At 67.8% G+C, this 13,574-nt stretch carries 11 protein-coding genes; 6 read left to right on the plus strand and 5 right to left on the minus strand.

The window, feature by feature from the left end:
- Window positions 1-47 precede the first annotated feature (47 nt).
- Together VF643_RS08990 and VF643_RS08995 are read right to left on the minus strand one after the other, a co-directional pair.
- Window positions 48-587, minus strand: a complete 540-nt coding sequence (locus VF643_RS08990) for an AMP-binding protein (RefSeq protein ID WP_331043047.1) — start codon at window positions 585-587, stop codon at window positions 48-50.
- Between the two features lie 4 nt (window positions 588-591).
- A complete protein-coding gene (locus VF643_RS08995; RefSeq protein ID WP_331043048.1) occupies window positions 592-1,350 on the minus strand; it encodes an SDR family NAD(P)-dependent oxidoreductase in 759 nt (252 codons plus the stop codon).
- Window positions 1,351-1,521: 171 nt separating this feature from the next.
- Between VF643_RS08995 and VF643_RS09000 the strand changes: the two genes are divergently transcribed.
- Window positions 1,522-2,133 (plus strand): 2-hydroxychromene-2-carboxylate isomerase, encoded by a 612-nt coding sequence (locus VF643_RS09000; protein WP_331043049.1) that lies wholly within the window; start codon window positions 1,522-1,524, stop codon window positions 2,131-2,133.
- 22 nt (window positions 2,134-2,155) lie between these two features.
- Here VF643_RS09000 and VF643_RS09005 read toward each other — a convergent pair whose 3' ends face one another.
- Window positions 2,156-3,724, minus strand: a complete 1,569-nt coding sequence (locus tag VF643_RS09005) for a serine hydrolase domain-containing protein (protein WP_331043050.1) — start codon at window positions 3,722-3,724, stop codon at window positions 2,156-2,158.
- Window positions 3,725-3,936: 212 nt separating this feature from the next.
- Here VF643_RS09005 and VF643_RS09010 point away from each other — a divergent pair, with 212 nt between their 5' ends.
- Together VF643_RS09010 and VF643_RS09015 are read left to right on the plus strand one after the other, a co-directional pair.
- The gene (locus VF643_RS09010) at window positions 3,937-6,219 is read left to right on the plus strand and encodes a TonB-dependent siderophore receptor (RefSeq protein ID WP_331043051.1); all 2,283 of its coding nucleotides are present in this window, start codon (window positions 3,937-3,939) and stop codon (window positions 6,217-6,219) included.
- Window positions 6,220-6,429: 210 nt separating this feature from the next.
- A complete protein-coding gene (locus tag VF643_RS09015) occupies window positions 6,430-7,740 on the plus strand; it encodes a CitMHS family transporter (protein WP_331043052.1) in 1,311 nt (436 codons plus the stop codon).
- 12 nt (window positions 7,741-7,752) lie between these two features.
- Here VF643_RS09015 and VF643_RS09020 read toward each other — a convergent pair whose 3' ends face one another.
- Entirely contained in the window at window positions 7,753-8,856 is a 1,104-nt protein-coding gene (locus VF643_RS09020) for an ABC transporter substrate-binding protein (protein ID WP_331043053.1), read from the minus strand.
- 58 nt (window positions 8,857-8,914) lie between these two features.
- Here VF643_RS09020 and VF643_RS09025 point away from each other — a divergent pair, with 58 nt between their 5' ends.
- Genes VF643_RS09025 through VF643_RS09035 form a run of 3 tightly spaced genes read left to right on the plus strand, consistent with a single transcriptional unit; the run spans window position 8,915 to window position 12,467 of the window.
- Window positions 8,915-9,580: a response regulator transcription factor gene (locus VF643_RS09025; protein ID WP_331043054.1), complete on the plus strand. Its 666-nt coding sequence runs from the start codon at window positions 8,915-8,917 to the stop codon at window positions 9,578-9,580.
- On the plus strand, window positions 9,577-10,980 hold the full coding sequence (locus tag VF643_RS09030; RefSeq protein WP_331043055.1) for a sensor histidine kinase: 1,404 nt from the start codon (window positions 9,577-9,579) through the stop codon (window positions 10,978-10,980). Before VF643_RS09025 ends, VF643_RS09030 begins: the two co-directional genes overlap by 4 nt.
- Before the next feature lie 50 nt (window positions 10,981-11,030).
- Window positions 11,031-12,467 (plus strand): M20/M25/M40 family metallo-hydrolase, encoded by a 1,437-nt coding sequence (locus tag VF643_RS09035; RefSeq protein ID WP_331043056.1) that lies wholly within the window; start codon window positions 11,031-11,033, stop codon window positions 12,465-12,467.
- Between the two features lie 292 nt (window positions 12,468-12,759).
- Here the strand turns inward: VF643_RS09035 and VF643_RS09040 are convergent, their stop codons facing one another.
- The gene (locus VF643_RS09040; protein WP_331043057.1) at window positions 12,760-13,572 is read right to left on the minus strand and encodes a DUF815 domain-containing protein; all 813 of its coding nucleotides are present in this window, start codon (window positions 13,570-13,572) and stop codon (window positions 12,760-12,762) included.
- Between the last annotated feature and the right edge of the window lie 2 nt (window positions 13,573-13,574).

Here is a 13,574-nt window from a genome sequence, read left to right on the forward strand (position 1 = left end):
TTCGCCGGTCAGCACCCAGCTGCCGTTCGAAAGCTTGAAATTCTCGCTCAGCCGCCCCGCGAAGCGCAGACCGTTACCCAGGGAACGCCGGCGAGCTCCGGCATGACGCGAACGTCGCCCAGCGCCGTGGCCGATTGCGCGCAGATCATCGCGGGCTTCAGGATGGCGGCGACCTCGGCGAGGCGCCGCCGTCCGCCTGCGCTCGCGCTGTAGGCAGGCGAGATCGGTGCGACGGGCACCCCGGCAATCATCGCACCGAAAGTCATCAGCGCGTGCTCGATCGAGGTGGCGGTCAGGATCGCAAGGGGACGGTCGTGCCCGAGGCCGCGATCGAGCAGCGCCTGCGCGATCGCGCGCGCACGTGTCCAAGCCTCCGCGTAAGGCAAATGCCGCCACTCGCCCGTGTGATCGCGCTGCGCCAGAAACGTCCGGCGGGGCGCCTCGCCCGCCCAGCGTTCGAGATAGGCGCAGATGTGGCGTTCGCAGCCGTCGAGCGGGATCGGCGAGCGCAGCACGATCGCGCCGTCCGTCCGGTAGCTGACCTCGACCGCACGGGGAGCGAAGCGCGACCGTGCGGAGGCGTTCACAGGCTCACCATTTCTCGCCGAAGGGGCGGATTTCCTGTTCGAAGGTCCAGGCGTCGATCGGCTGCTGATGGAGCGCCCAATAGGTGTCGGCAACCGCCTCGGGCCGCATCAGCTGTCCCGGCTGGATGCCGTCCGCCGCCGCGTCGCCGGCGCGCTCACGGATCCGTTCGCGCACCCACGCGGTATCAACGCCCGCGTCGATGACGAGATGCGCGACGTGGATGCCCTGCGGCCCCAATTCGCGCGCCGCCGCCTGCGCCACTGCGCGCAGGCCGAACTTGGCGCTGGCGAAGGCCGCATAGCCGGCGCCGCCCCGCAGGCCCGCGGTCGCGCCGGTAAAGAAGATCGAGCCCTTGCCCCGCGCCAGCATGTGCTTCGCCGCCTCGCGCCCGGCGAGGAAACCCGCGAAGCAGGCCATTTCCCAAACCTTGCGGAACACGCGCGCGGTGGTCTCGACCAGCGGAAAGCTGACGTTCGCGCCGATGTTGAACACGCACACTTCCAGCGGCGCGTATGCCTCCGCCTCGGCGAGAAAGGCGGCCATCTGATCCTCGTCGCGGGCATCGAGCGAGCGGGCAACCACGCGGCCACCCGCCGCTTCGATCTCCAGCCTGAGCGGTTCCAGCTTCTCGGCCTGCCGTCGGCCGATGAAGACGGTATATCCTTCGGCGGCGAAGCGTTTCGCTATTGCAGCCCCGATGAAATCGCCCGCGCCGATGATCGCTGCGGTCGCGTTGCGCTGGCCCGTCTCGTGCCTTTCCACCGTCATTCTCCTCCCCGTCGCTGCGGCCGGAATATCGTTGTCGGTTTCAATGTAGAACTCACCGACGTGCGTTCGTCAAGCGGGCGACGCCGCTATAGGCCCATCCCTTGACCCCCGCCTGATGGTCAGTAGGATATCGGAACCCGTATCACGGGTCGATGGAGAGCCACGGTGCCAGACATAGCGTTCTATTTCGATTTCGGCAGTCCTAACGCCTTCCTGTGCCACCGCGTGATCCCTGCGGTCGAAAAGCGGACGCGCGCCACGTTCACCTATGTGCCGATCCTGCTGGGCGGTTTGTTCAAGCTGACCGGCAACCAGTCGCCCGCGACCGCCTTCGCCGGGGTCAAGAACAAGCCCGAGTACGAACGCGTCGAGATGCAGCGGTTCATCACGCGGCACGGCATCGCCGATTTCCGGATGAACCCGCACTTTCCGATCAACACGCTTCTGCTGATGCGCGGCGCGGTGGCGGCGGAGGAACTCGGTGTGGTCGACGCCTATGTCGACCGCGTCTTCGACGATATGTGGACCCGCGGGCTCGACATGGGCCAGCCCGAATTGGTCGCGGCGTCGCTCGGCGAAGCGGGCCTGCCGGTCGAGCGGCTGTGCGCGCTGGCCCAGACGCCCGAGGTGAAACAGCGCCTGCTCGACAATACCCAAGCGGCGTTCGATCGGGGCGCGTTCGGCAGCCCCAGCTTCCTGGTCGGCGACGACCTGTATTTCGGCAAGGACCGCTTGCGCGACGTGGAGGAGGCCATCGCAAGGTCTTCCGCTGCCTGACGGGCAAATCGTCTCCGCCAATCTACGCTGTCCGGATGCCCTCCAGAGTTGGAAGGCTCATTTCCGAGGAATTGACGTTCACGCTCCGGTCGATCGACACCGCGTTGCCGTGGAATCTGCACACCACCGTGTCGCGGAACGCCGATTCCACGAACTGCCACGTCATTTCCAGCGTATCGGCGTCGCGCCATCGCGCGCCGGCGACGACTCGCATCGTCGCCGGGCGATACTCGTGGTGCAGGCGGTTGCCGGTCATCGTGGTGTCCTGTTCGACATAGTCGCTCAGTCCGGCCGCAATCCGGTGTTCTCCGTGCGCGTCCGCCATGCGGTAGTCGCAAGCGCTGGCGGAGAGGTCGAACGACACCCACCGCACGCCCTGGTCGTTCGCCTCGACCCCGTAGCGCCCGCTCCGCGCCCGGCTGTCCGGGGCCGCGATGGGTGCCAGCGGCGGCAGCAGCCGAAGGCTGGCCGTCTTTGCCGCGAGCGCCGTCGCGGCCGCGGTCGTGGGTAAAGGCGCGGGGCCGAACGCGGCCGGAAAATGCTTCCAGATGAACGGCTTCAGGCGCGAACTCTTGTCGATCGCGCCGAAGATCGCGAGCGTGGCGTTTGCCGCCGGAAAGACGATCGCGAACTGGGTGAACAGTCCCAGCGCATAATAGGATCCTCCCGGACCCATCCACCATTGATAGCCATATCCGTCGTCCTTGTTCGCCACCTGCTTGCTCGTGGCCGCGCGCACCCATTCGTCGGACAGCACGCGGTGGCCGTTCCACATGCCGGCTTGCGCATGCAGGTCGCCGAGCTTCAGCGACGCCGCGGTGGTCCAGGTCAGACCGTTGGCGCCGGGACTGATGCCGCCGGGGCTGGTATCCCAGCGCCAGGCGTCGATGCCGAGCGGCTCGAACAGGCGCGGTCGCAGGTATTCGGCCATCGGCCGGCCGGTCGTCTTCGTGATGATCGCCGACAGCATGTAACTGGCGGCGCTGGTGTAGAGGAACCGCGTGCCCGGCTGCTCGGGCACCGGGATCTTGAAGAATTCGGCTACCCAGCTCGTCTCGATCGGACGCCATACGGATCCCGATGTCTCGACGACCTGGCCCGTCTGCATCGTCAGCAGGTCGCGGACCGTCATCGCGCGCTGGTTCGCGCTCGCGTCGGCCGGCAGATATTGGGGAAAGAACCCGGCGACCTTGTCATCCAGGCCAAAGCGACCCTCGTCGATCGCCAGGCCGACGGCGCAGGCCGTGACGCTCTTGGTCAGCGAATGCGTGATGTGCACGCGGTCGGCGCGATACGGCCACCACCAGCCCTCGGCCACGACGTGGCGGTTGCGCATCAGCATCATGCCGTGCAGCTCCAGGCCCGCCGCCTCGGCCTCGGCCAGGAAGGCGAGGATCGCGGCGGAGGATACGCCCTGCTCCTCGGGCGTGCTGCGCAGAAGACCGTCCGGATGTGTGGCAGCAGCGCCGCGAAGGGCGATCGGGCGCGCGCAACCGCCAGTCAGAAGGTAGGCGCCGCCGCCCATGACCAGCGTGCCGAAGCGCCGACGCGAGACATCGGTGAGGGGCGGCGAAGTGTTCGAGTTCGGCACGATCCGGCTCCCTGCTTTATCCTGCTCGCGTATAAACGCCGAGCTTTCACCATCCTGTCATGCGGAAACGGCCGCGACAGCTTTGTGTCAGAAACTTCTCGCTACCTCTATCCCCACGCACCTGCGCGACCGACCCGACGGGAGGGGCCGGCGCGGAGTCGCAAAGGGCGTCGACCGGAACCATTCGGCGTCGCAGCAAGGGAGGCAAGTTGATGTCCTGCATCGAACTCAAGAAGCGCGCGCTGCTGATCGCCGTCAGCATGGCCGCCCTGACCGCAATGCCCGCGGCCTTTGCCCAGGAGGTACCGCAGACTTCGCCCGCCCAGGACGATGGCGGCGGGCTGGAGGACATCGTCGTCACCGCGGACCGTACCGGCACCGAAGCAGTGCAGGTCGGCAGCTTCCGCGGCGCCCGGCAGCTCGACGTCCCCCTGACTATCTCGGTGATCCCCAAGGAGCTGATCGAAACCCAGCTGGCACGCTCGGTCGGCGACGCGCTGAAGAACTCCGCGGGCGTATCCACGTCGCAAGTGTCCTCGACCTTCTACAGCAACCTCGCCATCCGCGGTATCGACATCGACAATCGCGGAAACTACCGCCTCAACGGCAGCTTGCCGATCGTTAACCTCGTCGGCCTGCCCCTCGAAAACAAGGAGCGCGTCGAGGCGCTGAAGGGGGCATCTGCGCTCTACTACGGCTTCACGAGCCCGTCCGGCATCATCAACATGATTATGGAGCGGCCCACGTCGGAGCAGACGTTCGGAGCGGCCGTGTTCGGCAATTCGCACGGCGAACTCGGCGGTTCGGCTGATTACGGCAACACCTGGATGGACGGTGCGCTGGGCGCGCGACTGAACGGCGTCTACGCGCATCTCGACTCGGGTATCGACAACACCGCCGGGCGCCGGTCGCTCATCAGTGGCGCGTTCGACATGAAGCCGACCGACAGCCTGATCGTCACCCTCGACCTTGAGCACATCTACACCCGCGCCGGCGAGCCCGCCACCTATCGCTACGCGACCTTCCCGGCGCAGACCGTGGGCAACCCCGACCCGATGGGCACCCTTCCGGCGTTTCGCCGCAACACGCTCAACTTCGGCGCAGGCGATTGGGTCAAGACCTACGCCAGCGAGACGAACGTGCTGACCAGCGTCCGGTGGAAGTTCGCGCGCGCCTGGGAACTGAGCGGCAGCATCGGCTCGTCGGACTCCTACCGATATCGAAAATCCGGCTTCATCGACTTCGGCCGGCCGCTCGGCGGCGACGTCTACACCCTCACGATCGGCAATGCGCCGCGCGAGCGCAACCTCAACACGAACTACCGCGCCGAACTTGCCGGCGTGATCTCGCTCGGTTCGATCAAGAACAACATCCTTGCCGGCGCGTCGCAGAACATTCGCAACCGCGACAATCCCAACACCGTCAACACGACGTTCCGGCAGAACATCGCCAACCCCCTGTCCTTCGCCGAAGTGCCGTTTGCGGCCCCCAACTACAACACCGGTGCTGTCGTCAACGCCCGACGGGTTCAGATCAATGACATCGGCTATTATGTATTCAATCGTCTTAGCTTCGGTGAGGTGGTCGACGTCCTCGGAGGCGTGCGCTTCTCTGACTATACGGAGCGTCAGCGGTTCACGGGCGTGACGACGTTCCACGATACGCCGACGTCGTTTTCCTATGGCGCGGTGCTTAAGCCCATGCGCTCGCTCAGCATCTACGGCACCTACATTGAGGGTCTCGAGCCGACGCCGGCCGCGCCTCAGACGGCAGTCAATTCGGGCGCGCAGCTTCCCCCTTCGCAGAGCGAGCAATATGAGGCGGGGATCAAGTTCGAGCCCAAGCCCGGCGTCCTGCTGACCGCGACGTATTTCGACATCGCCCGCTCGGCCGCCTTCGTGAACGGCGCCAACGTCTACGTGGTCGACGGTCGCCAGTCCTATCGCGGCGGCGAGTTCAGCGCGACCGGGCGTTTCACCCGCAACCTGACGGTCTATGCCACCGCGCTGATCCTCGATGCGAAGTACGTCGAGGGTTCGGGGACGGTACTGTCTACCAACGCCGCCGGCGTCCCAACCTACCTCAACGCGACGACCGGGGCCTGCACCACGACGGTGCCGACCAGCAACGCCGGGACGCTGCGCTGCCAGACGACCACGAACGTCGGCAACCGGGTCGATGGCGCGCCGAAGAACACCTTTTCGCTCTCCGCCGACTACAAGCTCTCCGCGGTATTGCCGGGTCTCAGCGTCAACGCCGGCGTCTTCCATGTCGGCAGCCGCGCGCTCGACGCCCGCAACCTGCTGATCGTTCCGGGCTACACGACGTTCAACATGGGCGCCGGCTACGATTTGGAAATCTCGGGCGCGCGAACCAACTTCCGCCTGAACTGGGAGAATGTCGGCGACAAGCGCTACTGGGCGACCGCGGGCGCCGACTTCCTTGCGCAAGGAACGCCTTCGACGGTGAAGTTCGCCGTTTCGACCGGCTTCTGAGCGGCGTGAGGACAGAGAAGCGCCGCTAGAGTTGCTCGCGAACAGGTTTGCTCTCTCCTCCCCTTCGGGGGAGGGGCTGGGGGTGGGGGCTATCCATGAGCGATGCGCTTGCGGCACTCCCCCACCCCGAACCCTCCCCCGAAGGGGAGGGGCTATGGCGCCGACCGCGCCCACGCGGCGACGGGTACGCAAGGGGAGAGGACGGGTTTGATGCTGGCACTGTTCGCGTTCGCGATGGTCGCTACCTTCATGACGCTCATCATGACGAAGCGGCTGTCGGCGCTGCTCGCGCTGATCCTCGTGCCGACGCTGTTCGCCTTCGCCGCCGGCTTCGGGCCGGGCGTCGGGGACATGATGCTGAAGGGCGTCACCGATCTCGCCCCGACCGGCGTGATGCTGCTGTTCGCGATCCTCTTCTTCGGCGTGATGATCGATGCCGGGCTGTTCGACCCGCTGATTCGGTTCGTCGTCCGGGTCGTTCACGGCGATCCCGTCCGCATCACCGTGGGCAGCGCGATCCTGACGCTCGTCGTCGCGCTCGATGGCGACGGGACGAGCACCTATATGATTACGGTGTCGGCGCTGCTGCCGCTGTACCGCCATATGAAGATGGACGTCCGCGTGATGGCGTGCATCCTCATCATGTCGGTCGCCACGATGAACCTACTGCCATGGGGAGGGCCGACGTCGCGCGTCGCGGTGGCGCTCGGCCTGGACGCGCGCGCGCTGTTCATCTCGATGATTCCGCCGGTCGTCGCCACCGCGCTATGGGTGGTGTTCGTCGCCTATGTCCTGGGCCGCCGCGAGCGAGCGCGGCTGGCCGCCTCGGCGGACCTTGGCGAGCAGGCCGACGCCGACGAAGTGCTTGAGGAGGAGGCCGGCGACCTCGTCACCCGGCGGCCGAAGCTGTTCTGGTTCAACGCGGCGCTGACCCTGGCGCTGATGGGCATGCTGGTGTTCGGGACGATGCCACTGCCGATCGTCTTCATGCTGGCGTTCGCGGTCGCGCTGATGGTCAATTATCCGGGGATCGAGGCGCAGCGCGAGCGCGTGGCGGCGCACGCCGGCAACGCACTGGCGACCGCCGGGCTGGTGTTCGCCGCGGGGATCTTCACCGGGGTGCTTTCGGGCACGCGGATGGTCGATGCGATGGGGGGGACCGTCATCGCCGCGATCCCGTCTACGCTCGGTCCATACATGGCGCCGATCACCGCGCTGCTCAGCGTGCCGTTCACGGTCCTGATCTCGAACGACGCCTTCTACTTCGGGATGCTGCCGATCCTCGCCAAGACGGCGGCGGGCTACGGCGTCGCGCCGATCGACATCGCGCGCGCGTCGCTGGTCGGACAGCAGATCCACTTGCTCAGCCCGCTGGTGGCATCGACCTATCTGCTGGTGGGCACGGCTGGCATCGAACTTGGCGATCATCAGCGCTTCACGATGAAGTGGGCGCTGGGGGCATGCGTCGTGTTCTTCGTCATATCCCTCGCGTTCGGGCTCTTCCCCTGGCGCGCCGGGTGACCCCATGCGCGGCTATTTTCCGGCCAGCGCCCGGCGCCAGCGCGTCAGGAACCGCCGGCGCTTGATCTGGTCCAAATTGGCGAGCAGCGCCGGCCCCAGCCGGACCGGGCGCGCGACCGCCGCGACCGGCCTGGTGCCGGGGTGGATCGGCACGTCGCTGCGCACCGGACCCATATAGGCCTTGGCCAGCTCAACCTGCCCCTGACGCGACAGCAGGAAGTCGAGCAGCAGCCTGGCCGCGTTCGGGTGCCGCGCCTCGTTCGGGATCAGCACGATGCGCGACATGATGAGGGCATAGTCCTGCGGCACGACGACCTTCAGCTCGGGGTTCCTCGCCGATGCCTCGAACGCGTAGGATCCGATCGCGTTATAGCCCAGCGCCTGCCGTCCCGACGCGACTGCCGCGGTGATGGCGCGGCTGGAATCGTGCAGTTGCACCTGGTTCGCGCCCAACGCCGCGACCAGTTCCCACACGTCGCGGCTCACCGCCTCGTCCTGCGTCATGCTCAGGTATCCGGCGCCCGACCGGACCGGATCATATGTCGCGATGCTTGCCCGGTAGCGCGGCTTGCCGCGCAGCAGCCGGGCGAAATCGGGATGGGTGCGCGGCACGTCGGCCGGTGGGACCAGCCGGCTGTTGTAGAGGAACACGAACGGCTCCGCGGTGACGCCATAGGCCTCGTTCTTCCAGATCGCCCAGGGCGGCAAGTATGGCTTTTCCGGCGATGCATAGGCCTGGACATAGCCGTCGTTGACCAGCTTGGTCTGCAGGTCCATCGCCGAACTCCACACCAGGTCTGGCGTGGCGGCGCGTCGCCGCGTCGCATCGACGATCTGGTTGTAAAGTTCGTGCGTTTTGCGCTCCCGGTAATCGACCCGCACGAACGGGAAGGCGCGCTGAAACGCGGCAAGCAGCCCGCTGACCTCGTGCATATCGGTCGATGAGGCGATGACGACGACGCCTTCGCGCCGGGCGCCCTCGACGGTCGCACCGTAGGATCGCGGATAGTGGCGCGGAACCGCCGCAGCCGTGAGGACCGCGCCGCATGCCGCCAGCGCCACCGCGCGGAGCAGCCGGCGGACCCGCGCCGGAGCATTGCCTTCCCCCCACCCCATGCGGCGTCTATGCCAGACGGCGGCCAGGTTGCCAATTCGTGGGGGGGGGGTACAGTCCGTGGCACGTATTCTGCTGGTCGAGGACGACGTGGCGCTCGCGCGCGGCCTCTCCGCGGCGCTGAAGGCGGGCGGCTACACGGTGGATGTCGCCGCCGACGGCGAGAGCGCCTTGCAGATGATGGCCGACGAGCCCTACGCGCTCGTCACGCTGGACGTCGGGCTGCCCGACATGTCCGGCTTCGATGTGCTCAAGCGGCTGCGATCGCGCGGCTGCAGGGTGCCGGTCATCATGCTCACCGCGCGCGACCAGTTGCTCGACCGGGTGACCGGCCTGGATCTTGGCGCCGACGACTATCTGGTGAAGCCGTTCGAGCCGGAGGAACTCGCGGCGCGGCTGCGCGCCCTGTTGCGGCGCCCGAACGTCGATCCCTCACCCGTCATCACGATCGGCAAGCTGGAGGTCGACCGGTCGCGGTGCGTGGCGAGCGTCGACGGCGAGCCGATCGAGCTGCGCCGCCGGGAGTGGGTCCTGCTCGAAAGGCTCGTCGTGCGGGTGGGCAAGGTGGTGTCGAAGGAGCGGCTGTCGGCGGAGGTGTTCGGATATGACGACATGGTCGCGCCCAACGCGATCGAGGTCTATATCGCGCGGTTGCGTCGCAAGCTGGGGCCCGACGGCCCGCCCATCAGGACGATGCGCGGGCTGGGCTATGTGATGGCAGAATGAGGATCGCTGCCGCGGCGGTGCGCTCCTCGCTCACGGTGCGATTGCTGGTCGGGCTGATCCTGCCGACGGCGGCGCTCGCACTGCTGCTGGGGGTCGGCGGGGCCTGGGCGATCGACGGCATCGTGGAGCGCGTGAACGACCGGCTGCTGGAAGCATCGGCGCGCGCCATCGCGGACACCGTCGCGCTGGAGGACGACGAAGTCACGCTGGACCTGCCCGCATCCGCATTCGGCATGCTCGAAAACGACGCGCGCGACAACGTCTACTACAGCGTCCGCAAGGGCAGCGAGCTTGTCACCGGCTATCCGGACCTGCCGGTGGCAACCGGGGCCGGCGCAGCGACAGGCGACATCGTCTTCGACTATGCCGAATACCGTGGAGCGCGCATCCGCCTCGCCGCGATCACACGCCGCGTGCCCCGCCTCACCGAACCGGTGGTCATCCAGGTCGGCGAGACCCTCGATGCGCGGATCGGCCTGCGCGGCCAGTTGCTGCGCGGGGTCGTGATACTCGAAGCGATGCTGATCCTGCTGCTGGTGGTGCTGCTCCCGATCGCGGTGCGGTGGGGTCTGGCGCCGTTGCTGCGGCTGCGCCGGGAGATCGACGGGCGCTCGCCGACCGATTTCACGCCGCTCGCGTCGCACCGCGTTCCGATCGAGCTGCGAAGCTTGCTCGAAGCATTTAACGGCCTGCTGTCGCGGTTGCAGGAGGCGGTCGAGGGGATGCGCCGGTTCAGTGCCGATGCGTCGCACCAGATGCGCACGCCGCTGTCGATCCTCAGGACGCATCTGACGGTCATTCGGCGCGAGGGGCTGGACAGCGCCGCCGGTCGGGAATCGTTCGCCGACGTCGAGGCGGCGGCCGTCCGCCTCCAGCGCCTGCTGACCCAGTTGCTCGCGCTCGCCCGCGCAGATGGAGCGGCGGGCGCCGTGGCGTCGTTCGTCGAACCGGTCGAGATGGTCGCGCTCGCGCGCGGCGTGGCCGAAACCTATGTGCCCGTCGCGCTATCGTCCGGCGTCGATCTTCAGTTCGACGCGCGGGACGACGCCGCCGTCGTGGCCAGTGTCGAGGTGCTGGCGCGCGAAATCCTCGCAAACCTCGTCGACAATGCGATCCGTTATAATCGCGCCGGCGGATGGGTGTGCATCGCGGTCCAGCGGGCGGGCGCCGGCGTGCTCGTCACGGTCGAGGACGATGGTCCGGGCATACCAGCCGCATCGCGCGACGACATGTTCCGCCGCTTCCGCCGGCTCGCTCGGGATCAGAAGCACGAAGGCAGCGGCCTGGGACTTGCCATCGTCGCTACGCTCGCCGAAGCAATCGGCGCCAAGGTTACGGTGGAGGCGCGGACCCCAGCCCCGGGCATGCGGGCGCGGATCGCGTTCCCCGGCACCGCATGACAGCCGGTTGAAAGCCTGCACCGTGCACAAGCAATCGAAGGGAGGCCAATGTGACCCCATATCGTCTGATCGTCCCGGCGCTCGCGGCCTCCATGCTGCTGTCGTCGGTCGCCGCGCCCGCCGCGTCCGATGACGCCGGCGAGCGGCGGTTCCGCGAGACCTACCGGGAGCTGATCGAAACCGACACGACGCTCAGCAACGGCAGCTGTACGCTCGCGGCGGAGCGCATGGCGGCGCGACTGCACGCCGCGGGCTTCGCGCCCGCCGACGCCCGCGTGATCGTGCCGGATGCGTTCCCGAAACAGGGCAATCTCGTGGCGCGACTGGCCGGATCGGAACCGCGCCTGCCCGCCGTGCTGCTGCTGGCGCACATCGACGTGGTCGAGGCCAGGCGCGCCGACTGGCAGCGCGACCCCTTCAAGCTCGTCGAGGAGAACGGCTTCTTCTATGCCCGCGGCGCGGTCGACGACAAGGCGATGGCGGCGGCGTTCGTCGATGCGCTGGTGCGGTATCGCGAGGAAGGCTTCCGCCCCCGCCGCACGATCAAGCTGGCGCTGACCTGCGGCGAGGAGACCGACGCGACGTTCAACGGTGTCAGCTACCTGCTGGCCCGCGAGCCCGACACGCTCCGCGCCGGCTGGGCGATCAACGAGGGCGGGCGTGGCCAGCTGGACGAGGCCGGCAAACCGGTGTCGTTTGGCGTGCAGACCGGCGAGAAGATCTATCAGGACTTCTCGCTGGCGACGACCGCGCCCGGTGGGCACAGCGCACGCCCGACCGATGACAACGCGATCGCCCGGCTGGCCGGCGCCATGGCGCGGGTGGCCGCGATGCGCTTCCCGATCATGCTGGTGCCGGCCTCGCGAGGCTTCTTCGCGCGCTCGGCGCCGCTGCATCCGCAACCGCTGCGTGCAGACATGGCCGCGATCGGCGGCGGCACCGCGAACGCAGCGGCGTTCGAGCGCGTCGCAGGCACGAACCCACTGTGGAACGCCTTCCTGCGCACGACCTGCATCCCGACCCTCATCGAAGGCGGGCATGCCGAGAACGCCCAGCCGCAAAGCGCGCGCGGCAACGTCAACTGCCGGATCATGCCGGGCGAAACGGTCGATCAGGTGCGTGCCCGGCTCGTGCGGACGATCGACGATCCGAAGGTCACGCTGACACTCGCAGCCCCGCCGGGACCGCAGCCCCCCGCCCCGCCGCTCAGCCCCGAGATCATGGGGCCGATCGAGCAGATCGCGGGCACGATGTGGCCCGGCGTGCCCGTCATCCCGGCGATCAGCAGCGGCGCAACCGACGGCCGCTTCCTGAACGCGGCCGGCATTCCCACCTACGGCGTCTCAGGCATGTTCGGCGATCCCGACGGCAACGGCGTCCACGGCCTGGACGAACGCATCCGGGTGAAATCGCTGCTCAACGGCCGCGTATTCCTATACCGCCTGGTCCGCGGCTACGCCAAGGGCGACCGGAAACCCGCGCGATGACGGACGGGGATGATCGCGGCATAAGCAGCGCGATCAAGTCACGGAACTGGTTGGCAGACCGGTTTGCGACGCCGACGTCGACCTCACCTGTGGCTATAGCCTGGCGCCGGGAATGACCATACTTGCAGCCGACCGCAAGGTGCTGGCCGAGAAGTCCACCGTTCCGCGGTGAGGTTCGCTGAAGCCGTACCGCTGCTGTCGAGCCATTATCTGCTCGTGCTCGAGGATCTCGACGACGCCTCGCTGCTCGGCACCGGCTACTCGAATCGCTTAACCCATCACCATCGGACCCTCAGGCGCCATAAGGCAGCGCCCGTCCCTCTCGCCCGGCGACCTCCACGACATAGTGCCAGGCGACGCGGCCAGATCGGCTCCCGCGGCGCGTTGCCCATTGCACCGCGTCCGCCGCGTCGAACGGCAGCGCGTGCAGGGCGGCATAGCCCGCGACGATCGCGAGATAGCCGTCCTGGTCGAGCGCGTGGAAGCCGAGGCTGAGACCGAAGCGGTCCGCGAGCGCGAGTTGGTCGTCTATCGAGTCGCGCGGGTTGATTGCGCTTTCCTGCTCGCCGACATCGCGCGGCAGCAGGTGGCGGCGGTTCGAAGTGACCAGCAGGCGGACGTTGTCGGGTCGTGCGGCGGCGCCCCCCTCCAACATCGAACGCAGCGCACGCCCTTCGCCCGCCGCGTCGAAGCCCAAGTCGTCGATGAACACCGCAAAGGCGCGCGGAACGGAGCCGACGGCAGCGAAAAGAGCGGGTAGGGTTTCGGTCTGGAAGACCTCGACGAGGGCGAGGTTGCCCCCTTCCCCCTGCACCGCGGCGACGGCGGCCTTCACCAGCGCCGACTTGCCTGTGCCACGCGCGCCCCAAAGCAACGTGTCGTGCGCGGCATGACCGGCGGCCAGGCGACGGAGATTGGCCACCAGCGCCTCCTTCTGCCGCTCGATGCCGACGAGCGCATCGAGCGGCTGCGCTGCCAGGGACGACGGTGCCAGCGCTCCGGCCCGCCAGACATAGGCAGAATGCGCCAGCGGATCGGCGGCAGGCGGCGGGGGTGGCGCCAGCCGTTCGAGGGCGGCGGCGATGCGTTCTAGCGGCTCGGACATGC

Source organism: Sphingomonas sp. (assembly GCF_036387595.1).
Taxonomy (GTDB): Bacteria; Pseudomonadota; Alphaproteobacteria; order Sphingomonadales; family Sphingomonadaceae; genus Sphingomonas.

Bases quoted from the DNA above. Each gene is read 5' to 3' on its own strand.
- VF643_RS09010 (WP_331043051.1), top strand. From the start codon at position 3,937: ATGTCCTGCATCGAACTCAAGAAGCGCGCGCTGCTGATCGCCGTCAGC.
- VF643_RS09015 (WP_331043052.1), top strand. From the start codon at position 6,430: ATGCTGGCACTGTTCGCGTTCGCGATGGTCGCTACCTTCATGACGCTC.
- VF643_RS09020 (WP_331043053.1), bottom strand. From the start codon at position 8,856: ATGGGGTGGGGGGAAGGCAATGCTCCGGCGCGGGTCCGCCGGCTGCTC.
- VF643_RS09030 (WP_331043055.1), top strand. From the start codon at position 9,577: ATGAGGATCGCTGCCGCGGCGGTGCGCTCCTCGCTCACGGTGCGATTG.
- VF643_RS09040 (WP_331043057.1), bottom strand. From the start codon at position 13,572: ATGTCCGAGCCGCTAGAACGCATCGCCGCCGCCCTCGAACGGCTGGCG.